At 71.8% G+C, this 23,287-nt stretch carries 20 protein-coding genes and 1 pseudogene; 7 read left to right on the top strand and 14 right to left on the bottom strand.

Annotated elements, in window-relative coordinates:
- Positions 1–109: 109 nt before the first annotated feature.
- Positions 110–346, top strand: a pseudogene (locus P8A18_RS34465) (hypothetical protein); the annotation flags it as partial.
- Positions 347–394: 48 nt separating this feature from the next.
- Here the strand turns inward: P8A18_RS34465 and P8A18_RS28430 are convergent.
- The 3 genes from P8A18_RS28430 to gcl form a co-directional block, all read right to left on the bottom strand.
- Positions 395–1,336 carry a MerR family transcriptional regulator gene (locus P8A18_RS28430; RefSeq protein WP_306059040.1) on the bottom strand — a complete coding sequence of 314 codons (942 nt, stop codon included), beginning with the start codon at positions 1,334–1,336 and terminating at the stop codon, positions 395–397.
- Positions 1,337–1,663: 327 nt separating this feature from the next.
- The gene (locus tag P8A18_RS28425; protein WP_306059038.1) at positions 1,664–2,059 is read right to left on the bottom strand and encodes a hypothetical protein; all 396 of its coding nucleotides are present in this window, start codon (positions 2,057–2,059) and stop codon (positions 1,664–1,666) included.
- 252 nt (positions 2,060–2,311) lie between these two features.
- On the bottom strand, positions 2,312–4,087 hold the full coding sequence (gene gcl, locus P8A18_RS28420; protein ID WP_306059036.1) for a glyoxylate carboligase: 1,776 nt from the start codon (positions 4,085–4,087) through the stop codon (positions 2,312–2,314).
- A gap of 296 nt (positions 4,088–4,383) precedes the next feature.
- Between gcl and P8A18_RS28415 the strand changes: the two genes are divergently transcribed.
- Together P8A18_RS28415 and P8A18_RS28410 are read left to right on the top strand one after the other, a co-directional pair.
- On the top strand, positions 4,384–5,106 hold the full coding sequence (locus P8A18_RS28415) for a hypothetical protein (protein ID WP_306059034.1): 723 nt from the start codon (positions 4,384–4,386) through the stop codon (positions 5,104–5,106).
- A gap of 152 nt (positions 5,107–5,258) precedes the next feature.
- Complete coding sequence (locus P8A18_RS28410; protein WP_306059032.1) at positions 5,259–5,489, top strand: hypothetical protein; 231 nt, start codon at positions 5,259–5,261, stop codon at positions 5,487–5,489.
- Between the two features lie 19 nt (positions 5,490–5,508).
- On the opposite strand, the gene P8A18_RS28405 is transcribed toward P8A18_RS28410, so the two are convergent.
- Both P8A18_RS28405 and P8A18_RS28400 read right to left on the bottom strand, forming a co-directional pair.
- Entirely contained in the window at positions 5,509–7,116 is a 1,608-nt protein-coding gene (locus tag P8A18_RS28405) for an AMP-binding protein (protein WP_306059030.1), read from the bottom strand.
- Positions 7,113–8,789 carry an AMP-binding protein gene (locus P8A18_RS28400; RefSeq protein ID WP_306059028.1) on the bottom strand — a complete coding sequence of 559 codons (1,677 nt, stop codon included), beginning with the start codon at positions 8,787–8,789 and terminating at the stop codon, positions 7,113–7,115. The genes P8A18_RS28405 and P8A18_RS28400 overlap by 4 nt, the downstream gene beginning before the upstream one ends.
- 135 nt (positions 8,790–8,924) lie before the next feature.
- Here P8A18_RS28400 and P8A18_RS28395 point away from each other — a divergent pair, with 135 nt between their 5' ends.
- Positions 8,925–9,770: a response regulator transcription factor gene (locus P8A18_RS28395; protein WP_306059024.1), complete on the top strand. Its 846-nt coding sequence runs from the start codon at positions 8,925–8,927 to the stop codon at positions 9,768–9,770.
- Positions 9,771–9,917: 147 nt separating this feature from the next.
- On the opposite strand, the gene P8A18_RS28390 is transcribed toward P8A18_RS28395, so the two are convergent.
- Positions 9,918–11,072, bottom strand: coding sequence for a winged helix DNA-binding domain-containing protein (locus P8A18_RS28390; protein WP_306059022.1), 1,155 nt, complete (start codon positions 11,070–11,072; stop codon positions 9,918–9,920).
- Positions 11,073–11,195: 123 nt separating this feature from the next.
- On the opposite strand from P8A18_RS28390, the gene P8A18_RS28385 reads away from it, so the two are divergent.
- Entirely contained in the window at positions 11,196–12,077 is an 882-nt protein-coding gene (locus P8A18_RS28385; RefSeq protein WP_306059020.1) for a DMT family transporter, read from the top strand.
- Positions 12,078–12,126: 49 nt separating this feature from the next.
- On the opposite strand, the gene P8A18_RS28380 is transcribed toward P8A18_RS28385, so the two are convergent.
- Together P8A18_RS28380 and P8A18_RS28375 are read right to left on the bottom strand one after the other, a co-directional pair.
- Positions 12,127–12,711, bottom strand: coding sequence for a TerD family protein (locus P8A18_RS28380; RefSeq protein WP_018554659.1), 585 nt, complete (start codon positions 12,709–12,711; stop codon positions 12,127–12,129).
- 235 nt (positions 12,712–12,946) lie between these two features.
- Positions 12,947–13,186 (bottom strand): DUF6296 family protein, encoded by a 240-nt coding sequence (locus P8A18_RS28375; RefSeq protein ID WP_306059017.1) that lies wholly within the window; start codon positions 13,184–13,186, stop codon positions 12,947–12,949.
- Between the two features lie 199 nt (positions 13,187–13,385).
- Between P8A18_RS28375 and P8A18_RS28370 the strand changes: the two genes are divergently transcribed.
- Positions 13,386–13,847, top strand: coding sequence for a DUF5709 domain-containing protein (locus P8A18_RS28370; RefSeq protein ID WP_306059016.1), 462 nt, complete (start codon positions 13,386–13,388; stop codon positions 13,845–13,847).
- A 121-nt stretch (positions 13,848–13,968) separates the two neighbouring features.
- A complete protein-coding gene (locus P8A18_RS28365; RefSeq protein WP_018554662.1) occupies positions 13,969–14,331 on the top strand; it encodes a nuclear transport factor 2 family protein in 363 nt (120 codons plus the stop codon).
- Here the strand turns inward: P8A18_RS28365 and P8A18_RS28360 are convergent, their stop codons facing one another.
- The 6 genes from P8A18_RS28360 to P8A18_RS28335 are packed head-to-tail and all read right to left on the bottom strand — an operon-like array spanning position 14,332 to position 23,283.
- Entirely contained in the window at positions 14,332–15,375 is a 1,044-nt protein-coding gene (locus P8A18_RS28360) for an aldo/keto reductase (protein WP_306059014.1), read from the bottom strand.
- The gene (locus P8A18_RS28355; protein ID WP_306059012.1) at positions 15,372–19,205 is read right to left on the bottom strand and encodes an ABC transporter ATP-binding protein; all 3,834 of its coding nucleotides are present in this window, start codon (positions 19,203–19,205) and stop codon (positions 15,372–15,374) included. Before P8A18_RS28355 ends, P8A18_RS28360 begins: the two co-directional genes overlap by 4 nt.
- A complete protein-coding gene (locus tag P8A18_RS28350) occupies positions 19,202–20,587 on the bottom strand; it encodes an LLM class flavin-dependent oxidoreductase (RefSeq protein ID WP_306059010.1) in 1,386 nt (461 codons plus the stop codon). The genes P8A18_RS28355 and P8A18_RS28350 overlap by 4 nt, the downstream gene beginning before the upstream one ends.
- Positions 20,571–21,368: an ABC transporter ATP-binding protein gene (locus P8A18_RS28345; RefSeq protein ID WP_306059008.1), complete on the bottom strand. Its 798-nt coding sequence runs from the start codon at positions 21,366–21,368 to the stop codon at positions 20,571–20,573. Before P8A18_RS28345 ends, P8A18_RS28350 begins: the two co-directional genes overlap by 17 nt.
- A complete protein-coding gene (locus tag P8A18_RS28340; protein ID WP_306059006.1) occupies positions 21,344–22,219 on the bottom strand; it encodes an ABC transporter permease in 876 nt (291 codons plus the stop codon). Before P8A18_RS28340 ends, P8A18_RS28345 begins: the two co-directional genes overlap by 25 nt.
- A complete protein-coding gene (locus P8A18_RS28335) occupies positions 22,216–23,283 on the bottom strand; it encodes an ABC transporter substrate-binding protein (RefSeq protein WP_306059004.1) in 1,068 nt (355 codons plus the stop codon). The genes P8A18_RS28340 and P8A18_RS28335 overlap by 4 nt, the downstream gene beginning before the upstream one ends.
- Between the last annotated feature and the right edge of the window lie 4 nt (positions 23,284–23,287).

Genomic DNA, 23,287 nt, shown 5'->3' with positions numbered 1-23,287 from the left:
CGACATCAAGGCCGTTTCTACGATCCGAGTCCGAGGATGGCAGGCGGCGTACGCCGACATCGTTCCCCGGACGTATTTGGACGCCATGACGGTGGAAGGTGATGCCGGCCACCCCCCGCAGGTCAAGCTCTCCGCCCTGGTCGGCTCCCTCAAGGGCGTCTCCGCGCACTACCTGCGCAATGAGCGCGCCGACCTGAGTACATCGAGAACCAGAAGCGGCCAGGCTGACCCTCACAGCCGCAGGCGCAGCGAACTCCGGCGCTCCGCGTCTCCGGGCCGAGGAAGCAATTCCTCCCGAGCCCCAAAGGGCCGGGATTCCTTGCTGGAGCATGTTGAACAGGTGTGAACCGGCCGGCTCGGTTTCCCCTCGCGGGCCGGCCGCAGCAGCTTCAGGTCACTTCGCGTCACGGTCATTTCGCAGGGCCTGGACAAGCCAGGGGTACACCGGGAGCAGGTTCGGAACCGCCTGCCAGCCGTTGACGTTCCACACCAGCCGCCAGTACCGGTCCACCCGGGGATCGTGCGCCTCTTCGAACTGTTGCGCCATCCAGTACTGGAATTCCGTGTCCGGGGTGCGCGCGAACACCACGGCAAAGCTGTGCACGAGGTCGTCGATGACGGGTGCGGCCCTGTCGCCGCGCGGGTCGATCCCCGACGCCATTGCCTCGGCCACCTTCTGACGGGTGAATTCCATCAGTTCCACGCCGGCATCGCGTTCGATGCCGAACGGGCGTCCGGCGGCCTCTCGTACGGCCGCCTGGCGCATCCGGGCACGGAAATCCTCGTCGCCGACCAGTTTGGCGAGCTCCACCCACGCGGCGACCTGCTCGCTGGTTGGAACATCGGGGAGGTCGGGGGTGGCAGCACGCACCATGGCCACCGCGGTCGGGTCGGCATCCACCGTGCCGAAGGTGCCCTCGATGAAATCGTCGATCAAACGTCGGCGTTCCTCGCCGGACAATTGCGTGAGCCTGTGCATGAGCTTGGTCTCCTCGGTACTGGACCCGCGTCTGGCCACGACTCGCAGAACGCTCCGACGCAGTTGCAGCATCCGGATCTGGACATCCAAGGCGTCGGCGTGCGCCGCGGCGACTTCCGCCACCGAGAGCTCGCGGGCCAGTACCCGTTGAATCGTGGCCAGGTCTATGCCCAACTCGCGTAGTGTGCTGAGGAGTTCCAGGCGAACCAGTGCGTCGGGGTCGTAGAGCCGATAACCGGCGGGACTACGGGTGGTCGGCGCCACCACCCCCGAATCGGAGTAGAACCGGATGGTCCTCACGGACAAGCCGGTCCGCCGGGAAAGCTCCCCGATCGAGTGGAGGGTCGTAGCGTCCATGCCCCCCACTCTGCCGTCTCCAGTGACTGGAGACTCAAGGCCCGTTCCCAGCCGGGCCGCGTCCCAGACGTCCACCGAGCCGCTGAAGCACGCGTCGCGTACTCTCCGCTGACCTCCGAAACGAAACGGGCACGCGCCGGACAGCCGGCCGAGGACGCGCTGCCGTAGGACTGCCGGCGTGTCATCGCCGCCGTGCGGCAGGCAGGCACGCCTCCGCTCACCTCAAGGACTGGCGGATCCTCACCATGCTCCGTACCGTCCCCGCCCGCACCACCCTCTTCCCGCGCGCCCTGCTGGTCCGACGAATCTCGAAGCCGACCGCTGAGGTCAGTAGGCGTTCATGTACCAGATCGCGCCACCCAGGAAAATCGGCAGCGTGAAAGCCATCTGGAGTATCCAGGGAACGCCTGGTCCCTCGTCGTCGGGCTTGCCGGGGTTCTCCGCACGCCATGCCATGAAGTCACGCATCGCCTTCCCGTGGCCCACGGCGCCCAGGGCGATGCCCAGGATTCCCCCGCAGTAGACGGGAAGCAGCTCGTTCAGGGGCTGGTCGTAGTTGGCGCTGTAGGCCACAGTCGCCAGGAACCCCGCCACCGGGCCGCACGACACCCAGATCATCTGCCGCCGGTTCACCATCCCGGCGAACATCACCGCCAGATACAGAGCCACGCCGACCGCGGCGAACAGCCACCACAGCGGAGACGATTTCTCCAGCACCAGCACCCCTTCGTCTGCCTTCGCGACCGTGTCCCGAAGGCCCCCCACCTCGCCCGCAAGGGCGGTCTGTACCGCCGTTGCCGCAGCTCAAGGCCTGTAGGACAACCCTAATAGCCAACAGGTGACGGACGTCAGGGGGACGGACGATCCGCTTCCGCCGCGGCCCCGCAAGCGAATCCGTGACGGGCCACGTGCCGAAGAGCGCCTACGGGATCCCGTAGGCGCTCTTCGGGAGAGGGGCCGCAGACTCCTCCGCGATCATGCCCCCACGTACGGCCTGATCGCCGTAGGTGCGTGGCCCGCCTCCGTTGCCACGTCCTCGAACTCGTTGACCGACGCGATGTCCGAGCCGCTCATCGCGATGTTCGTGACGCGTTCCAGGATCGCTTCGACCACCACCGGGACGCGGAACTCCGCGGCCAGCTTCTTGGCCTCCTCGAAGGCCGGGAGGAGGGCGGCCGGGTCCGTGACGCGGATGGCCTTGCAGCCCAGGCCCTCGACCACCTTGACGTGGTCCACGCCGTAGGCGCCCAGTTCCGGGGAGTTGAGGTTCTCGAACTCCAGGTTGACCTGGAAGTCGATGTCGAAGTTGCGCTGGGCCTGGCGGATCAGGCCCAGGTAGGAGTTGTTGACCAGGACGTGGACGTACGGGATGCGGTGCTGGGCGCCGACCGCGAGCTCCTCCAGCATGAACTGGAAGTCGTAGTCGCCGGAGAGCGCGACGACCGAGCCCTCGGGGTCGGCGGTCGCGACGCCGAGTGCGGCCGGGATCGTCCAGCCCAGGGGGCCGGCCTGGCCGCAGTTGATCCAGTGGCGCGGGCGGTAGACGTGGAGCATCTGCGCGCCCGCGATCTGGGAGAGGCCGATCGTCGTGACGTACCGGGTCTCGGGGCCGAAGGCGCGGTTCATCTCCTCGTAGACGCGCTGGGGCTTGAGCGGCACGTTGTCGAAGTGCGTACGGCGCTGCAAGGTCGCGCGGCGCTCCTGTGTGGACGCCGCCCAGGTCGAGCGGTCCGGCAGCTTGCCGACCGCCTTCAGTTCGCGGGCGACCTCGACGAACAGCTCCAGCGCCGCCTTCGCGTCGGAGGCGATGCCGAGGTCCGGGGCGAAGATCTTGCCGATCTGGGTGGGCTCGATGTCGACGTGGACGAAGGTGCGGCCGGCGGTGTAGACGTCGAGCTTGCCGGTGTGGCGGTTGGCCCAGCGGTTGCCGATGCCGAGGACGAAGTCGGACTCCAGGAAGTTCGCGTTGCCGTAGCGGTGCGAGGTCTGGAGGCCGACCATGCCGGCGTTCAGCGCGTGGTCGTCGGGGATGATGCCCCAGCCCATGAGGGTGGGGACGACGGGGACGCCGGTCAGTTCGGCGAACTCGACGAGGAGTTCGGAGGCGTCGGCGTTGATGATGCCGCCGCCGGCGACGAGCAGCGGGCGTTCCGAGGCGTTCAGCATCTCGATCGCGCGCTCGATCTGCTTGCGGGACGCGGCGGGCTTGTGCACCGGCAGCGGCTCGTACAGGTCGGGGTCGAACTCGATCTCGGTGAGCTGCACGTCGATCGGCAGGTCGATGAGGACCGGGCCGGGGCGGCCCGTGCGCATCACGTGGAACGCCTGCTGGAAGACGCCGGGGACCTGCGCGGCCTCCAGGACGGTGGTGGCGGCCTTGGTGACCGGGGCGGCGATCGAGGCGATGTCGACGGCCTGGAAGTCCTCCTTGTGGAGGACGGCGGTCGGGGCCTGGCCGGTGATGCACAGGATCGGGATCGAGTCCGCGATGGCGGAGTACAGGCCGGTGATCATGTCGGTTCCGGCCGGTCCCGACGTACCGATGCAGACGCCGATGTTGCCCGGACGGGCCCGGGTGTAGCCCTCCGCCATGTGGGAGGCGCCCTCGACGTGGCGGGCGAGCGTGTGGTGGACCCCGCCGGCCGCCTTGAGGGCCGCGTAGAAGGGGTTGATCGCGGCGCCCGGCACACCGAACGCGTTGCTGACGCCTTCGCGCTTGAGGATCTCGACTGCCGCGCGGGCAGCGGTCATACGAGGCATTGAGTGCTCCTGCTCGTCCCTGGGTGGAGTCGGGCTCTGTCGCGCCACCTGAGAGCACCAATTCCGTATTACGGAAAGTTGATTCTGTTATGTGGAAGTCAATTTAAGGCGCGTCCGGACTGCCGTCAAGAGAGGCGGGCCGGGGGCGTACGGCCGGGCCGACCGTGGCCGGAAGTGCCGCAAGCAGCTCCCCCGGAGGTCACTCGTGAGGGAGCATGGGGGTACGGAGCGGAGCCGGCCCGGAACACGGGCCCGGCCGCGTCCGCGCGGTCCGGAAGGAGCCCAGGGTGGAGTCAGTGCCGGTACGGTGCCCGGCCTGCCGCCGCGAACACGCGTACGTGACGCCCGTCTATCCGTGCCCGTGCGGGGTACCGACGGCCCCTCCGCTGCTGCGCGGCGCCCCCGCCACCCCGATCACCCACCGCACCTGGAACGACGACTGGGTCACCGTGCGCTGCGGGAGCTGCGGGCGGCACGACCAGTGGCCGCAGCCGGAGCTGTGCTGCCCGTGCGGGGCGGTACTGCGGGTGCCGGTGCGGCCGGTGGCGTCCGCCGGGCACGCGGCGGGGGCCCCGGGCCGGCCGGTGCGGCCCGCGCACATACCACTGCCGCGCACGGCGGCGGCTCCCCGGCCGGCGTTCCGGCCGCTCACGATCCGTACCGCGCGCGACGCGGTCGGCGCGGCGGCGCTCTATCTGACCTGGCTGGGCTTCCGCGAGGTGACGCAGCCGGTGACGCGCCCCGCGTTCCGGATCGACCTGCGGGCGCAGGGGCTGATCGCCCAGGTCGACTCCACCACCCGGCCGACCTCTTTGCGTGACGTCGAGTGCCTATGGCTCAACGCGCTCAACAGCTCGGTCTCCGGGGTCCTCTTCTCGCTCGCCGGATACACGCCGGACGCCCGGGAGCGCGCGGACGGGCTCCGCATCCCGCTGTTCGTCCTGGATCTCACCGGGACCCCGCAGCCGGTGAACGGCGCGGCGGACGAACTCGTCAGCACCGGCGCCTGATCGCACACCCGTACGTTTTCGGACGCGCGGCGGCCGCCACGTGCCGTACCTCACAGAAACCGCCCGGCCACCGTGCGTGTGATCCGTCACGTTCTGGCCAACGGCGGCCGAACCGAGGTTCGTTGTCAGTGGCGGGCCCTAAAGTGGGGCGCATGGTCTTAACTCCACGGACTCCCTCGACCGCGCCCGCGTACGCCCCCGCGCCTTCGACCCGTTCGGCGCAGCTCGCCGCCCTGGAGGCCAACAAGGCGATACGGGCGCTCGTGGACGCCCGCGCGGGCCAGGACTGGTCCCCCGTGGAGTCCGCCGCGTACGAGGTTCTGCTCATCGAGTGGGCCGCCGCGACGCGGGGCGCCGCAGGCGACGTCATCGAAGCCGCCTGACCACGCCCCGCCCGGCGCGCTACCTCCGGTAGTTCTCCCGCAGTTCGATCTTGCGGACCTTGCCGCTGACCGTCATCGGGAAGGCGTCCAGGATCTGGAGCAGGCGCGGCACCTTGTAGTGCGCCAGCTGCCCGTCGCAGAACGCCCGCACCTCGTCCAGCGCCGGAGGGTCCGCCGGGTCGGCGGGGATGACGCAGGCCAGGACCTCCTCGCCGTAGTGCTCGTCCGGCACGCCCACCACCTGCACATCGGCGATCTTGGGGTGGCGGTAGAGGAATTCCTCGATCTCGCGCGGATAGACGTTCTCGCCGCCCCGGATGATGACGTCCTTGATGCGGCCGACGATCTGTACGTAGCCGTCCTCGCGCATCACCGCGAGGTCCCCGGTGTGCATCCAGCGTCCCGCGTCGATCGCCTCCGCGGTCCGGTCGGGCTGGTCCCAGTAGCCGAGCATCACGCTGTAGCCCCGGGTGCACAGCTCGCCCGACATCCCGCGCTCCAGGGTCACCCCGGTCGCCGGGTCGACCACCTTCACCTCGATGTGCGGCATCACGCGGCCGACCGTGCCGGTGCGGCGCTCCAGGTCGTCGTCGCGGCGGGTCTGGGTGGAGACCGGGGAGGTCTCCGTCATGCCGTAGCAGATGGACACCTCGTCCATGTGCATCTCGGCCACGACCCGCTTCATCACCTCGACCGGGCACGGCGACCCGGCCATGATCCCGGTGCGCAGCGAGGTCAGGTCGTACGAGGCGAAGTCCGGCAGGTTCAGCTCCGCGATGAACATGGTGGGCACCCCGTACAGCGAGGTGCAGCGCTCCTGCTGGACGGCGCGGAGCACCGCGGCGGGTTCGAACGAGGGGCCGGGGATCACGATGCAGGCGCCGTGCGAGGTGATGCCGAGGTTGCCCATCACCATGCCGAAGCAGTGGTAGAAGGGCACCGGCAGACAGACCCGGTCCTGCTCGGTGTAGGCGACCAACTCGCCCACGAAATAGCCGTTGTTGAGGATGTTGTGGTGGGAGAGGGTCGCGCCCTTGGGGAAGCCGGTGGTGCCGGAGGTGTACTGGATGTTGATCGGGTCGTCGCAGGACAGCTCCGCCTCGCGGGCGGCCAGCTGATCGGGCGTCACCTCGTCGGCGGTGGCGACGAGTTCGTCCCAGGAGGGGTCTCCGATGTAGTGCACGGCCCGCAGGCCGGGGCACTGTGCGCGGACCTCGTCCACCAGGGCCCGGTAGTCGCTGGTGCGGTGGGCGAGGGAGGCGACCAGGAGCGAGATGCCGGCCTGCTTCAGCACGAATTCCAGTTCGTGCGCCCGGTACGCGGGGTTGATGTTGACCATGACGGCGCCGATGCGGGCCGTGGCGTACTGGACGAGCACCCACTCGGGGCAGTTGACCGCCCAGATGCCGACCCGGTCCCCCTTGGCCACGCCCGAGGCCATCAGCGCGCGGGCCAGCTCGTCGACGTCCGCCGCGAACCCGGCGTACGTCCAGCGCCGGCCGGACGGTACGTCGACCAGCGCCTCGCGCTCCGGGAAGGCCGCGACCGCCCGGTCCAGGTTGCGGCCGATGGTGTCGCCGAGCAGGGCGGTGGTGCCCGTGCCGTGCGCGTACGAAAGCTCCGTCATGTCAGGTCCCCCTCGGCGTATTCGGTTCCGGTGCCCTGGGCGGTGCGCTCGCGCAGCTCGATGCGGCGGATCTTGCCGGACACGGTCTTGGGCAGATCGGCGAACTCCAGCCGCCGGACGCGTTTGTACGGGGCGAGGACGGCCCGGGAGTGGGCGAACAGCACCTTGGCGGTCTCGGGCCCGGGTTCCCAGCCGGCGGCGAGCACCACGTACGCCTTCGGGACGGAGAGGCGCACCGCGTCGGGGGCCGGGACGACCGCGGCCTCGGCGACCGCCTCGTGCTCCAGCAGGGCGCTCTCCAGCTCGAACGGGGAGATCTTGTAGTCGGAGGCCTTGAAGACGTCGTCGGCGCGGCCCACGTAGGTGATGTAGCCGTCCTCGTCGCGGGAGCCGATGTCGCCGGTGCGGTAGTACCCGCCGGCCATCGCCTCGGCCGTGCGCTCGGGGTCGCCGTGGTAGCCGGTCATCAGGCCCACCGGGTGGGCCGACAGGTCGAGGGAGATCTCGCCCTCGACCGCGCCGGGCTCGCCGCTCACCGGGTCGAGCAGGACCACCTTGAACCCCGGGCTCGGCCGCCCCATCGAGCCCGCCTTGAGGACCTGACCAGGGCTGTTGGCGACCTGCACGGCGGTCTCCGTCTGGCCGAAGCCGTCGCGGATGGTGACGCCCCAGGAGCGCCGGACCGCCTCGATGACCTCGGGGTTGAGCGGTTCGCCCGCCGCGACGACCTCGCGCGGCGGGGTCTTCAGCTGGGACAGGTCGGCCTGGATGAGCATGCGCCAGACGGTCGGCGGGGCGCAGAAGCTGGTGATGCCGGAGCGGTCCATCTCGGCCATCAGCCGGCCCGCGTCGAAGCGGGTGTAGTTGAAGATGAAGACGGTCGCCTCGGCGCTCCAGGGGGCGAAGAGGTTGGACCAGGCGTGCTTGGCCCAGCCCGGCGACGAGATGTTGAGGTGGACGTCGCCGGGCTTGAGCCCGATCCAGTACATCGTCGCGAGGTGGCCCACCGGGTAGGACACGTGGGTGTGCTCGACGAGCTTGGGGCTGGCGGTCGTGCCGGACGTGAAGTACAGCATCAGCGGTTCGTCGGCGTCGGTCTCGCGGTCCGGCGCGAACGTACGCGGCGCCTCGTCGGCGCCCGTGTAGGAGAGCCAGCCCTCGGTCTCCTCGCCGACGCAGATACGGGTGTAGCCGCCGGGCACCTCGTCGAACTTGGCGGTGTCGGCGTCCCGGACCAGCACGTGCCGGACCCGGCCGCGCTCCACCCGGTCGCGCAGGTCGACGGGGCCGAGGAGCGGGGTCGCCGGGATGACGACGGCCCGGATCTTCATCGCGGCGAGCGCGGTCTCCCACAGCTCCGTCTGGTTGCCGAGCATGACGAGGATGCGGTCGCCCTCGCGCACCCCCTGGGCGCGCAGCCAGTTCGCGGCCTGGTTGGAGCGTGCGGACATCTCGGCGAACGACATCTCGGTGCGCCGGCCGTCCTCCTCCACGATGTGCAGGGCGGTGCGGTCGTTGTCCCGGGCGATCACGTCGAACCAGTCGAGCGCCCAGTTGAAGTGGTCGTCGCGGGGCCAGCTGAAGCCCTGGTAGGCCGCGGTGTAGTCCTCGCGGTGCCGGAGCAGGAAGTCCCGGGCGGCCCGAAACGTCTCCGTCGCACTCGTTTCCGGCATGTGCCCTCCTCGTTGCCGACCCGACCGGTCCCTTCGGTCCTCACATGATGTAAACAGTGACCCAGGTCTCACCACCCCCGAACGGGGGTGTCGCGGGGCCGCCGTACACCGGGGGCCGAACAGAGAGGCGTCAGCGTGCCGGAATCCGTGGATGCGTTCGAGATGCAAGCGGCGCTGCTGCGGCTGCGCCGGACGAGCGGGCTGCCGGTGGCGTTCGGCGGGCTGCTCTCCGACACCCGGCACACCAGGATCGCCGAGGTGAACGGGGCGCAGACGACGGCGCTGCGCGGGCTCGTGATCTCCTCGGGCAGTGGTCTCGGCGGCAAGTCGATGGCGCTGTCCCGGCCGTGCGCGGTGACCGACTACCGCTCGTCGCGCCACATCAGCCACGAGTACGACACGGCGGTCGCGGCGGAGGGCCTGCGCTCGGTGGTCGCCGTGCCGGTCGTCGTGCGGCGCGAGGTGCGCGGTGTGCTGTACGGGGCGCTGCGTGAGCCGCTGGTGCTCGGGGACCGCACGTTCGACGCGGCGGTGGCGGCGGCCCGTGACGTGGAGCAGGCGCTCGCGGTCCGGGACGAGGTGCGGCAGTTGCTGGCCGCGACCCGGCCGGACCCGGTCGGCGACCCCGGTGCGGCGCCTGCGGCCTGGGAGGACGTCCGGGAGGCGCACCGCGAGCTGCGCGCCCTGATGCCGAAGGTCACCGACCCGGCGCTGCGCGACGAGCTGCTCGCGGTGTGCGGGCGGCTCGCGGCGGCGACCGGCACCCCGGCACCGGGGGCGCGGGAGGTGCAGCTCGCCCCCCGCGAGATCGATGTGCTGGCGTGTGTCGCGGCGGGTGCCACCAACGCGGCGGCGGCGGAGCGGCTGGGGCTGCGCCCGGAGACGGTGAAGGGCTATCTGCGTTCCGCGATGCGCCGGCTCGGGGCGCACACCCGCCTTGAGGCGGTCGTCGCGGCACGGCGCGCGGGGCTGCTGCCTTGAGGGCTGTCCCGTAGGCCGTGTCCGCGGAGTCCCGCCTGGGCCCACGACGCCTGGCCGGCGCTCCCGCCGGTCCGGCGGACGGGCGGTGCCGGGCCCGGGTCAGCGGCGAGGTCCGAGGACCCGTGGGCGGCCGGTGCCCCGCCCCGGTCAGCGGCCGAGGTCCACGAACCGGGCGAACCGGATGTCGTGGCCGGTGCCGTCGGTGGTGGCCGGGACCATCACGGAAGGCAGGGCGGCCGCCTCGTCCGTCAGGGCGTCGCGTTCGGCGGCGGTGAGCGGGCGCAGTTCCTGCACGGTGAGCACGGCGGGTGCGTCGCGCGGGGTCTTCTCCAGCCGCCAGACCGCGGCGAAGAAGCCGTCCACCAGCACGCTTCCGTAGGTCTGGTTGCCCACCCCGTTGAGCCCCCTGAGGTGGAGCGGGATGACCCGGGTGCGGTCGGCGTGGCCGAGCAGGACGTTGTCGAACTCGGGGAGGAAGCGGGGCGGGGCGGGGGTGTCCTCGGCGGGGCGCGGGGCGTCGGGCAGGTCGAAGAGTTCGACGCCGTTCTCGTCGCGGAAGGTGATCAGCCGGGGCCGCAGCCGTTCGAAGACCTCGCCCAGCCGGGTCAGCCCCGCCCAGAACTGCATGTCCTTCACGGACGCCGGGCCGAAGGCGCCGAGGTAGCGCAGCACGGTGGCGTCGGGGGCGGGTGCCGGCAGGGCCGGCCGGCCGAGCCAGTGCTCGGCGGTGGTCAGCGCGACGCCGCCGCTGTGGCCCCAGACACCGCGCGGGGTGACCTGGACCAGGGGCAGCAGACAGCGGGCGGCGGTGCTCAGCGCACGCGGTTCCGCTTCGGGCCACTCGGGGAGCAGCCTTTCCCGGATCTGCTTCGGGGTGCGGGGCTCCTCCTCCACGTACGCCCGGCTCAGCTCGGCGAGGCGGTCCAGGTCCACGCCCGTGAGGCCCTTCCGGAAGACCCCGAGCTCCCGGTCGCGGGCCGGCTGCACCAGGGGGCGCAGGGTCAGCGCGTCCTCGGCGGTGTGGGTGTGGATGGTGGAGCGCAGGGTGACGATGCGGACGACCTCGCGCGACTCCATCAGCGCGGCCAGCTCGGCCGGTCTGAACCCCTTCAGCCGTGCCAGGAGCTGGTAGTACGGCGGCTTGGTGTTCTGGGCCTGGAGGCCGACGAGGTGGGCGACGGCGTCCTTCGCGCTCATCTCGGTCCGGCGCAGCAGGAGCTGGCGTTCCAGGGTCGCCCGGCCGAGCGCCCTGGGCGTGAGGACGGGTGCGGTGCCTGCGGAGGTCTTCGTGTGCGCGGCCATGGACGGCACGCTACGCGGCCATCAGGTCCGGTTCGTTCCTAATCGGGCCCGCCCGGCGAAGGCCGCCATGCCGTGGTCCGGAGGAAGCCGGGATCGGGCCGGGGCGACCCGCATGATGGTCCGGTGATCGCCGTCCTGTTCGCCATTCTGACCGCCTTCAGCAACGGTTCCGCCTCCGTCCTCCAGCGCCGCGCCGCCCTCGAAGTCCCGCACACCGACGCCGTGGGGATGTCGCTGATCGGCCACCTGCTGCGCCAGAAGGTGTGGCTCGCGGGAATCGGCCTGGTCATCGTCGCCGCCGTCTGCCAGGCCGTGGCGCTGGCCACGGGCCCGATCTCGGTGGTCCAGCCGATCTTCGTGATCGAGCTTCCGGCGACGCTGCTGCTGGCCGGCTTCATGATGCGGGCGCCGCTGCCCCGGCCGGTCTGGCTCGGGGTGGCGGCCGTGACGCTGGGGCTGGCCCTCGGCATGGCGTCGGCCGCGCCGGGCGGCGGCAGCAGCGCGGTGCACGGGGCCGCGTGGGTGCCGGCGCTGATCCTGACGGGCCTGGTCGAGACGCTGCTGATCGCGGGTGGGCTGGCCACCCGGGGCAATGTCCGTGCGGCCCTGCTGGCCACGGCCGCCGCCTGCGCCTACGCGCTCACCGCCGCGCTGATGAAGGACGCCATGGCCCGGCTCGACGGCGGGGGCGGTGCCGGGGCGCTGTTCACCTCCTGGCAGCTGTACGCCACCGCGGCGGCGGGCGTCGGGGCTCTCTTCCTCCTGCAGAACGCGCTCCAGGCGGGCACGCTCGTCGCCGTGCAGCCGTGTCTGACCCTGGGCGACGCGCTGATCAGCGTCCTGTACGGGGTGACCCTGTTCGGCGAGGACCTGCGCACCGGCTGGTGGGTGCTCCCCGAGCTGCTGGCTCTCGGGCTGATCGCTGCGGGGTGCGTGGAGCTGGCGCGTTCCCCGCTCGCCTCGGGAAACGCGACGGCCCCGGCCCGCGCGCGCCGGGTCGACTGACCGGGCGCCCGCGGGCCGGGGCTGCGGTGCGCGTGGCCCCCGCCACGCGTTACTTGCTGATCGCGAAACGCATCAGGGCGTGCTCGTCGCCCTGCTTGATCTTGCCCGTCTCATTGATCACCTGGAGCTTCCAGCCGGCCCCGACGCGCATGGCCTTCGCCACCGCGCAGCCGTTGTCGGTGGTGAGCAGGCTCGGCCAGATGTCGGCGACCTGCTGGCTGCTGCCGCCCGTGGCGTCGTACACCTTGATGCTGACGTTGCGCGCGTTCTGGAAGGAGCTGCCCTTCTTGTACGCGGCGGCGATGAAGACGATCGCGGTGACGTTCGGCGGCACCTTGGCGAAGTCGACGGTGACCGTCTCGTCGTCGCCGTCGCCCTTCCCGGTCTGGTTGTCACCGCTGTGGATCAGCGAGCCGTTGCCCAGCGGGTCCAGGGAGTCCAGGCCTGCCAGCCGGACCGGGTCCGCGCCCTGCATCGCGATGGCGATGAGGTCGAGGTCCGTGCCCTTCTTCTGCCGCAGCTTCCCCATCAGCCCGCCACTGCTGCCGACGGTGGGGTCCCAGGAGACGCCGATGGACAGGTGGGTGACTCCGTCCAGGTCCGCCGGGCCGTCTTCCTTGTTCAACGTGATCATTGGTGATCCTCTTCGTGGCGAGATTCCTACAGGGTGAGTCTGCCTGGTGTCCTCCCGGAGCCGCCCACCAGGGGCAAAATTTCGACCAAGTGTTGGACGTGCGGGGCCGGATTGTCCTGCGTCGGCACGATGTACGTACACGTGTCCTCGTGGTAGGACGCGGTCCGCGCGTGGACGTGCCGGGGCGCGGCCGCTCGGTTCCGAGCTGCCGCGCCCCGGGGCGGTGAGGGAGTTCTCAGCCGTTCCAGGCGGCCTGTTCGCGTACCACCAGGGGTGTTCCGAGGCGCTGATGGCCGCCGCTGGCGAGCATGCGCACCTCCCCGTGGTCGCTGATCTCGGCGCGGACGATGCCTGTCTCGTCCTCGTAGACGGGGTGCCCGCCCGCTCCGCTCCGTGCCGTGCGCCGGACGGTCACCGTGTCGTCCTCGACGGCCGACGACTGGAACACGAGCTGGTAGCTCTCGGGATAATCCATGACGCGCTCTCCAGACGACCTCTCCTGGCCTCTCGTGGCCGGCCCTTCCTGCGGGCGCCCGACGGGTACCCCCGGCTCGGCCTGCACTGTCCATGGTTGCGCACACTTCACCCGATTGCAGGCGCACCGCCGCGCCCTGCGGGGCCGGGCGCCTGCTGCCTATGCTGAAGGGGAGCCCCGCCACGGGAAGGGAAGCGCCATGGATGATGCCGACCGGGGCGACGACGTCTATCAGCCCCAGCCTCAGTCGCAGGCCGGTGACCCCGTCGAGCAGCTGGACACGGAGGACACCCTCGCCGACCCGGAGCTGGCCGACGTGCTCGACCGGGGCTATTCGCCGCCCGAGCGGCCGTGGGCGGCGCAGGATCTGCTGACGACCCCGGCCGAGCAGCGGCGGGGCGAACCGCTGGAGGAGCGGCTGTCGCGCGAGCTGCCCGAGGAGAGCGCCCCGGACGGGGACGGTGTGGGCGATGTCGTGGACGGGGACGGTGAGCCCTGGGACGGTGAGGTCGGCACCGCGCGCGCCGGACGGCTCACCCGTGACCTCGATGTGAACGAGCCGGACAGCATGGCCGGCGAGGACGTCGGGATCGACGGTGCGGCGGCCTCCGCCGAGGAGGCGGCCATGCACGTCATCGCGGACGGCCCCGACGGGACGTAGCGCCCGCGCACCCCCTTACCCCGGAGGTAATCGACGGTCCGCGCACCGTCGGACATCGTGTTCCTCACGAGCACAGCGCTCCCCGGCCCACCGGCCGGGAGCCCGATGAGAGGACTCCACGATGACCGCGTACGACGACGCCGTGCAGCGCTACTTCGCCGCCTGGAACGCCGCTCCCGAGGAGCTGGACAAGGCCGTCGCCGCGGCGTTCAGCGACGACGCCACGTACACCGACCCGCTCGCCGACGTCCGGGGCCACGAACAGCTGGCGGCGGCCATCTCCGGTGCCCGGCAGCAGTTTCCCGGGTTCGTCTTCCGGCCGGCCGGGCCGGTGGACGGCCACCACGCCCTGGTCCGCTTCGGCTGGGAGCTGGTCGCCCCGGACGGTTCGGCGCCCGTCGCCGGTTCGGACGTGGCGGCCCTCACCGACGACGGGCGGATCAGCTCGGTCAGCGGCTTCCTGGACCGGGTGCCGGCCGCCTGATCACGCGCCGGGGTGCGAACGGCGGCGCAGGGCCGGGTCGGTGAGGTCGGCGGGGTGGTAACCGGCGTCCCGGGACGAGAGGTTGGTGCCCGGCGGGACGATCTTGTCGATCCGGTCCAGCACGTCCTGGCTCAGCCGCACCCGGTCCGCGCCGAGCTGGCTGGTCAGCTGGTCCAGGGTGCGCGGGCCGATGATCGCGGAGGTGACGGCGGGGTGCTCCAGCACGAAGGCCAGGGCGAGCTGGACGAGGGTGAGCCCGGCCTCGTCGGCCAGCTGGGCGAGCGCCTCGGCGGCGGCGAGCTTGGCGGCGTTCTCCGGGGACGCGATGTCGAACCGCTCGGCCTGCCGGGCGGCCCGGCCGGAGTCCGGCTGGGCGGCCCCCTCGCGGTAGCGGCCGGAGAGCCAGCCGCCGGCCAGCGGGCTCCAGGACAGCACGGCGAGGCCGTACCGCCGGGCGGTGGGCAGCACCTCGCGCTCGATGCCCCGGGCCAGGATCGAGTACGGGGGCTGCTCGGCGACGACGCGTTCGCGGCCGCGCCGCTCGGCGGTCCACTGGCCCTCCACGATCGCCGACGGCTCGAACGTGGAGGTGCCGATGTAGCGGATCTTGCCCTGGTGGACCAGGTCGGAGAGGGCGCCGAGGGTCTCGTCGAAGTCGGTGCCGGGCTCGGGGCGGTGCACCTGGTAGAGGTCGATCCAGTCCGTGCCGAGCCGGCGCAGGCTGTTCTCCACCTCGCGGATGATCCAACGGCGGGAGTTCCCCTGCTCGTTGGGGTCGGTTCCGAGGCTGCCGTGGAACTTGGTGGCGAGGACGACGTTGTCGCGGCGCCCGCCGGCCAGTGCCTTGCCGACGATGGTCTCGGACTCACCGGCCGAGTAGACGTCGGCGGTGTCCACGAAGTTGATGCCGGAGTCCAGTGCGTGGTGGATGATCCGGACGCTGTCGTCGTGGTCGGTGTTGCCGCGCGCCCCGAACATCATCGTGCCCAGGCACAGCGGGCTGACCTTCACTCCGGTGCGGCCGAAATCGCGGTACTGCGTCATCGTGCGTTCTCCTTGACGAGTTCACTGACATTCAGGTGGTCGACGGCCGCGCCGGGGCCGGTCTCCCGGAAGGCGTCCCACAGCCGCCGGTAGGGGCCGCGGGCGGCGAGCAGGTCGGTGTGGGTGCCGGTCTCGACGACGGTTCCCGCGTCGAGCACCACCACCCGGTCCGCGCGGGCCGCCGTGGTCAGCCGGTGGGCGACGACGACGGTGGTACGGCGACGGGCCAGCGCCTCGGTGGCCGCGGCGACCCGGCGCTCGGTGGCCAGGTCCAGCGAGGCGGTCGCCTCGTCCAGCAGGAGCACGTCCGGGTCGACGAGTTCGGCCCGTGCCAGGGCGAGGAGCTGGCGCTGCCCGGCGGAGAGACCGCGGCCCCGCTCCCCCACCGGCTGGAGGTAGCCGAGCCGCAGCCCGGCGACCATCTCGTGTGCCCCGACCGCCCGGGCGGCCCGCTCCACCTCGGCGTCGGTGGCGTCCGGGCGCCCGTAGGCGATGGCGTCGCGGACGGTGCCGCTGAACAGGTGCGCCTCCTGCGGGACCACGCCCAGCCGGCGGCGGAAGGCGGTCAGGTCCAGGTCGCGCAGGTCGTGCCCGTCCACCCGGACCGTACCGGCCGACGGGTCGTAGAACCGGGCGAGGAGCTTGACCACCGTCGACTTGCCCGCGCCCGTGGCGCCGACGAGCGCGACCGTCTCGCCCGGCGCGATGCGCAGGCTCACCCCGTGCAGGACCCGGTGGCCGCCGCCGCCCGCGTACCCGAAGGAGACCGCGTCGAACTCCACCTCGCCACGCAGGGCGGGCACCGGCCGGGGGTTCTCCGCGGGCGGGGTGCCGGCCGGGGTGTTCATCAGGGTGCGGAGCCGGCCGAGGCCGACGACCGCCTGCTGGTAGCCGTCGAAGACCTGCGAGAGCTGCTGGATCGGTGAGAAGAACAGCTCCACGTACAGCAGGAACGCGATGAGCGTGCCCGCGCTCAGCTCCCCCGCGCGCACCTGGGCCGCGCCCACGGTGAGCACCGCCGCCGAGCAGAGCGTGCCGAGGAATTCGACGAACGGGAAGAACGTGCCCATGTACCGCTGGGCGCGCAGCCGGGAGTCCCGGAAGGACCGGGCGAGTACGGCGAAGTCGGCGGCGTTGCGCTGTTCGCGGCGGAAGGCCTGGGTGACGCGGATCGCGGTGACGTTCTCCTGGAGGCAGGCGTTGACGGCGCTGATCCGCTCCCGGGCCTCGCGGTAGGCGGGGACCGAGTAGTGGCGGAAGACCGCGGTGGCGGCGATGAGCAGCGGGAGCGCGGCGAGCAGCACCAGGGCGAGTTCCGCGTCGATGACCAGCAGGGTGACCAGGACGCCGAGGACCGTGAGCAGGCTGACCACGGCGGTGATCAGGCCGGTCTGGAGGAAGTTCGACAGGGCGTCGACATCGGTGGTCATCCGGGTCATGATCCGGCCGCCGAGTTCGCGCTCGTAGTAGTCGAGGCCGAGGCGCTGGAGCTGGGCGAAGGTTTTCACGCGCAAGGTGTAGAGGAGGCGCTCGCCGGTGCGCCCGGTGGTCCGCACCTGGGCGACGCCGGTCAGCCAGTTCGCGGCCACCACCAGGCCGGCGACCGCCGCCGCGGCGAACAGGACGTGCCCGGCGTGGTGGGCGACGCCCCGGTCCACGCCGTGCCGCACGAGCACCGGCACCGCGATCTGGGCTCCGGCGTCGAGCGCGACGAGCAGCAGGCCGAGCAGGAGCGGCAGCCGGAGGGGCCGCAGCAGGGCGCCGAGCCCGAAGTGCGTGTCGGCGGCGACGGCCTGTTCGGTGGGCACCTTCGGGTCGGCGGCGGGCAGCGGGAGCCGGGCGAGTCCTTCGAGGAGTTCGGGGCTGGGCGGGGCCGAGCCGAGCACCCCGCCGCCGGGTCCCGCGCGTCCGGGCCCGGAGGTGGCCGCGGCCTCGGCGAGTGCCTGGGCGGCGCGGACCGCGGTGCCCTCCAGCTGTTCGTCGTCGTCGCCGTCGGGGCGCAGCCACAGGTGCGGGGTGGGGCAGCCCGGGGCCGTGCCGGGGGCGGGCGCGGGAGTGTCGCCCGGGGTGTCCTCGGTGGCGAGGAGTGCTCGGAACAGGGCGGATCTGCCGCGCAGTTCGTCCGGTGTACCGGTGTCCGTGACGCGGCCGCCGTCGAGGATCGCGACGCGGTCGGCGAGTTCCAGCGTGGAGCGTCGGTGCGCCACGATCAGCGTGGTGCGGCGGCGGTCGTCCTCGCGGAGCCGGTGGTGGATCTCGGCCTCGACCCGGGCGTCGATGGCCGAGGTGGCGTCGTCCAGGACGAGCACGGCCGGGTCGCCGATCAGGGCGCGGGCGAGTGCCATGCGCTGGCGCTGGCCGCCGGAGAGGGTGAGGCCCTGTTCGCCGACGACGGTGTCGTAGCCCTCGGGCAGCCGTTCGATGAATTCGTCGGCGCGGGCGATCCGGGCCGCCGCGCGCACCTGTGCGTCGGTGGCGTCGGGCATTCCGTACGCGATGTTGGCGCGCACGGTGTCGGAGAGCAGGAGGCTCTCCTCGAAGACGTAGCCGATCCGGGAGCGCAGCGAGTCGAGGGTGAGGTCGCGGACGTCGCTGCCGCCGACCCGTACGACGCCGGAGGGTACGTCGTAGAAGCGGGGCAGCAGGGCGGCGGCGGTGGACTTGCCGGAGCCGGCCGGGCCGATCAGGGCGACGGTCTCGCCGGGGCGGATGTAGAGGGTGAAGCCGTCCAGGAGCGGGGCGCCGTCGCCGTACCCGAAGGTGACGTCGTCCCAGGAGACGGCCGGGGGCTCGTCGGGCAGTTCGCGGGCGCCGGGCGCGTCCGTGATCACGGGGGCCTCGTCCACGACCTCCAGGACGCGTTCGGCGCCCGCCCGTGCCTGCTGCCAGACGGTGAGCAGGGTGGCGACCTGGCGTACCGGGGTGACGAAGGAGCCCAGGTAGGTGGTGAAGGCGAGGAAGGTGCCGAGCGAGATCCGGCCGTGCAGGGCCATCCAGCCGCCGAGCGCGAGGACGGCGACCTGGCCGAGCGCGGGGACCGCCTGGAGCGCGGGGTTGTAGCGGCTGGTGAAGCGGACGACGCGCAGCCGGGAGGCGAACAGGTGGCGGGCGCGCGCTTCGAGGCCGGTGAGTTCGCGCTGTTCCTGGCCGAAGCCCTTCACCACGCGGACGCCGGTGACGGTCGCCTCGACGGTGGACGCGACCTCGGCGGCCTCCTGCTGGGCGTGCCAGTTGGCGGGGAACAGGTCGCGGCGGCTGCGCAGGGCGATCAGCCAGAGCAGCGGGCCGACGACCAGCGCCACGACGGTCAGCAGCGGGGAGAGGACCGCCATGAAGACCAGCGAGAACAGGAACATCAGCGCGTTGCCGGTGAGGTTGGGCAGGAATTGCAGCAGGGTCTGGATGAGGGTGATGTCGGAGATGGACCGGCTCACCACCTGCCCGGTGCGCAGATCGTCCTGCTGGGCGCCGCCGAGCCTGAGCAGCGCGGCGAAGGCGTCGTTGCGCAGGTCGTACTGGACTCCCAGGGAGAGCCGGCCCGAGCGGTAGCGGCGGGTGAAGCTCGCGCCGAAGCGGAGCGCGCCGAGTGCGGCGAGCAGTCCGGTCCAGGGGGCGAGCGAGGCGGTGGTGCCGGCCGCCACCCCGTCCACCACGTGCCGCAGCACGAGGGGCAGGGTGGCGGTGGCGACGGCGGCGGTCACCGCGGCGCCGAAGGCCATGAGGAGATCGGTGCGGTGCCGCAGGCAGTAGCCCAGCAGCCGCCGCGCCCAGCCGGGCGGCGGCTGCCGGACCGTACCCGTACCGGTCCCCGGATGCGGACAGTCCGTCACCGGGCCTCCGCCAGACCGATGCCGAAGTGGCCCGCGCCGAGGTCGACCTCGTCGAAGAGGCGGTTGGCCGGGCGGGGCAGCCCGTAGTGCCCGCGCAGGGTGCTCGCGGTGTACTCGGTGCGGAACAGGCCGCGCTCCTGGAGGATCGGCACCACCCGGTCCACGAAGACCTCCAGGCCGGAGGGGAGGACGGCGGGCATGATGTTGAAGCCGTCGGCGGCCCCGCTGTCGTACCAGTGGTCGATCGTGTCGGCGACCTGTTCGGCGGTTCCGGCGAAGGTGCGGTGGCCGCGTCCGCCGCCGAGCCGGCCGATCAGCTGCCGTACGGTCAGCTTCTCGCGCCTGGCCAGCTCCACGATGAGCGTGTAGCGGCTCTTGGCTCCCTCGATCTCGTCCTCGGTGGGGATGTCCTCGGGGAGTTCCGCGTCCAGGTCGAGGTCCTCGGGGGCGATCTTCAGCCGCTTGGCGAGCTGCCGCTTGGCGTACTCGGGGACGATGAGGTTCTCCAGTTCGGCGTCGAGCGCCAGCGCCTCGGCCTCGGTTTCGCCGATGACGGGCACGATGCCGGGAAGGATCTTGATGCCGTCCGGGTCGCGGCCGATGGCTCGGGCGCGCTCCTTGACGTCCTTGTAGAACGCGGTGCCCTCCTCCAGCGTCTGCTGGGCGGTGAACACGGCCTCCGCGTACCGGGCGGCGAAGTCCTTGCCGTCCTCGCTGGACCCGGCCTGTACGAGCAACGGGTAGCCCTGCGGGGGGCGTTGGACGTTCAGCGGGCCGTCGACCCGGAAGAACTCGCCGCGGTGCCCGATCTGCCGCACCCGCTCGGCCAGGGCGTGCACGCCGCGGTCCTTGTCGGCGATCACCGCGTCGTCGGCCCAGCTGTCCCAGAGTTTGGTGGACACCTCCACGAACTCGCCGGCGCGCCGGTAGCGGTCGCGGTGCAGCGGGGTGTCGTCCAGGCCGAAGTTGCGGGCCGCGTCGGCGCCGGCGGTGGTGACGATGTTCCAGCCGGCCCGGCCGCCCGAGACGTGGTCCAGCGAGGCGAACCTGCGGGCCAGGTTGTAGGGCTCGTTGTAGCTGGTCGAGGCGGTGGCGATGAGGCCGATGTGGCGGGTGGCGCCGGCCAGCGCGGTGAGCAGGACGGTGGGTTCCAGTTTGGCGGCGGGCCGGCGTCCGGGGTCGCCCATCAGGACGGGGCTGTCGGCGAGGAACAGGGAGTCCAGCCTGCCGCGTTCGGCGATCCTGGCGAGGTTCTTGTAGTGCTCGATGTCGGAGTTGGCCCCGGCCGGGCTCTCGGGCAGCCGCCAGGACGCCTCGTGGTGGCCGGTGGACATGAGGAAGGCGTTGAGGTGGAGCTGCTTGCGGTCAGGCGTGCGGGGCATGGGAGTCCTTCGCTTCGGTACGGGCCGGGGGCTGGGCGACCCCGAGCGCGGTGAGCAGGGTGTCGCGGTACTCCTGGAACCGGGGTTCGCGGCGGGAGCGCGGGGTCGGCAGGTCGATGGTGAGGTCGACGGAGATCCGGCCGTCCTCCAGGACCAGGACCCGGTCAGCGAGTTCGACGGCCTCGTCGACGTCGTGGGTGACCAGGAGCACCGCGGGGCGGTGGCGTTCGTAGAGTTCGCGCAGCAGGTCGTGCATCTTGATCCGGGTCAGCGCGTCCAGTGCGCCGAACGGCTCGTCGGCCAGGAGGAGTTCGGGTTCCCGGACCAGGGCGCGGGCGAGGGCGGCGCGCTGCTGTTCGCCGCCGGACAGCTCGTGCGGCCAGGAGCGGTCGCGGCCCCCCAGGCCGACCTCGGCGAGGGCGGTGAGGCCGCGTTCGCGGGTGGCGGGTCCGCGGAGGCCGAGGGTGACGTTGTCGATCAGCCGGAGCCAGGGCAGCAGCCGGGAGTCCTGGAAGGAGAGGGACACCCGGTCGGGGACGGTGAGTTCGCCGGAGCCCTCGACGGTGTGGTCGAGGCGGGCGACGGCCCGCAGCAGGGTGGACTTGCCCGAGCCGCTGCGGCCGAGCAGCGCGGTGAACTCGCCGGGTGCGACGGTGAGATCGAGCCCCTTGAGGATGTCGCGGTCGCCGAAGCGGCGGACCAGTCCGCGGGTGCGGATGGCGGGGCGCGGGGCGATTGCGGTCACGCCGGGGGCGGTCAGCCCGCCAGGGTGCGTCGCCATGACAGGACCTTCCTCTCGACGGCGCGTACCGCCGCGTCCGATGCGAAGCCGAAGATCCCGTAGGCCACCAGGCCCACGATGATCACGTCGGACTGGGCGTACTGCTGGGCCTGGAACATCATGTAGCCGATGCCGCTGGTGGCGTTGATCTGCTCGACCACGATCAGCCCGAGCCAGGAGGCGGTGACGCCGAGGCGCAGTCCGACGAAGAAGCCGGGCAGCGAGCCGGGCACGACGACCTTGCGGATGAACTGCGCGCGGCTCAGGTCGAGTCCTTCGGCGAGTTCGACGTACCGGCTGTCGATGCCGGTGAGCGAGGCGTACGTGTTGATGTACATGTTCACCGCGACGCCGAGCGCGATCACGGTGACCTTCATCTGTTCGCCGATGCCGAGCCAGAGGATCAGCAGCGGGAGCATGGCCAGGGACGGGATGGCGCGCTTGATCTGGAGCGGGCCGTCCAGGAGGTATTCACCGGTGCGGCTCAGTCCGGCGGCGACGGCGAGGACGACGCCCGCCGTCACGCCGAAGAACAGCCCGAGCCCGGCGCGTTGCAGCGAGATGAGGACGTTGTCCTGGAGCCGGCCGCTGGACACGAGGTCCGACGCGGTGGAGAGGACGGTCCCGGGCCCGGACAGGATCCGGGGGTCGAGGTAGCCGATGGCGGAGGCGAACCACCACAGGGCGATGACCAGCACCGGGCCGATCAGCCGCCCGAAGGGGACGGCGCGGCCGGGACCGAGCCGTCTGCGGGCCGCCCTGGGGGCGGGTGCGGGCTCCTCTGTCCGCGCGGGTGCGGCGGTCCTGCCGACGGGTGCGGCGGTGCGGGTTTTCGTCAGCAGCTCGGTCATGACGTCTCCCGGTACTGGGCGGGTACGGCCTCGGCGGCCAGCCCCTCGAAGCGGCGGTCGAACAGTTCGGTGGCGTCCTGCTCCGGTACGAATCCGCCGGCGGCCATCAGGTCGGCGGTCTCCTGCTCCCATGCGATGGCCTTGTCCCAGCTGACCGGGAACTGCGGCTTGTGGAGCGACTCGACGATGCGCCTGCCGTCCTCGTGGGAGACGCCCTGGTCCTTGACGTAGTACGTGTCGATCCACTCGTCGGTGTTCTCCCAGGCCCAGACCTGGCCCCGGGCCCAGAGCGGGACGAAGCCGCGGACGGCCGCCGCCTTGGCCCGGTCGTTGAGCACCTCGTTGGGCGCCCAGAGCACCGAGAGCAGGTCCACGACGTCGGTCCTCACCCCGCGCGCCCCGTCCTTCTCGTACTGGTCGAGGTATTTGGTCAGGGTCGGTTCGCCCAGCGGTGCCACGTCGACCTGCTTGGACTGGAGGGCGGTGAGGAACTGGGTGCTGGGCAGGGCGACCAGTTCGACGTCCTGGTGGGAGATGCCCGCCTGCTTCAGCGCCCGCAGGACGACGACGCCCTGCGCCTGGCCCTGGGAGAAGCCGATCTTCCTGCCCCGGAAGCCGGCGACGGACCGGATGTCCGAGCCGGGCGCGGTGGCGAAGACGTACGAGGGGTGGTTCCGCACCTGCACCGCGACGATCTTCGCGCCGACATCGATGGCGCGGGCCTGGATCGGCGGAATTCCGGCGTTGACGGCCAGGTCGATGGAATGCGCCCTGAATCCCTGGATGATATCGGGGCCCGCGCTCAGATTGGGCCATTGCGAAACGGTGAAGGAAAGGTTCTTCTCCAGTCCTGCGGGGCCGAGTTGGAGATGCGTCGAGCGGACGGCTATGGACAGTTTCGTGCCCGGCGGTGGCGCCCCGGACGGAAGCTTTCCGGCCGGTTCGGCGCTCGCCGCCGATTTCACCTGCGGTGAGCAGGCGGCGAGTGTGCCGACGAGGGCGGTGCCGGTGAGCGCGAGGAACGACCTACGGCCGACCGGCCGGCGGGTGTGGTGGCGTGACATGGGT

This window comes from Streptomyces sp. Mut1, assembly GCF_030719295.1.
GTDB lineage: Bacteria > Actinomycetota > Actinomycetes > Streptomycetales > Streptomycetaceae > Streptomyces > Streptomyces castrisilvae.
This window is presented reverse-complemented; position numbering and strand designations above follow the sequence as displayed.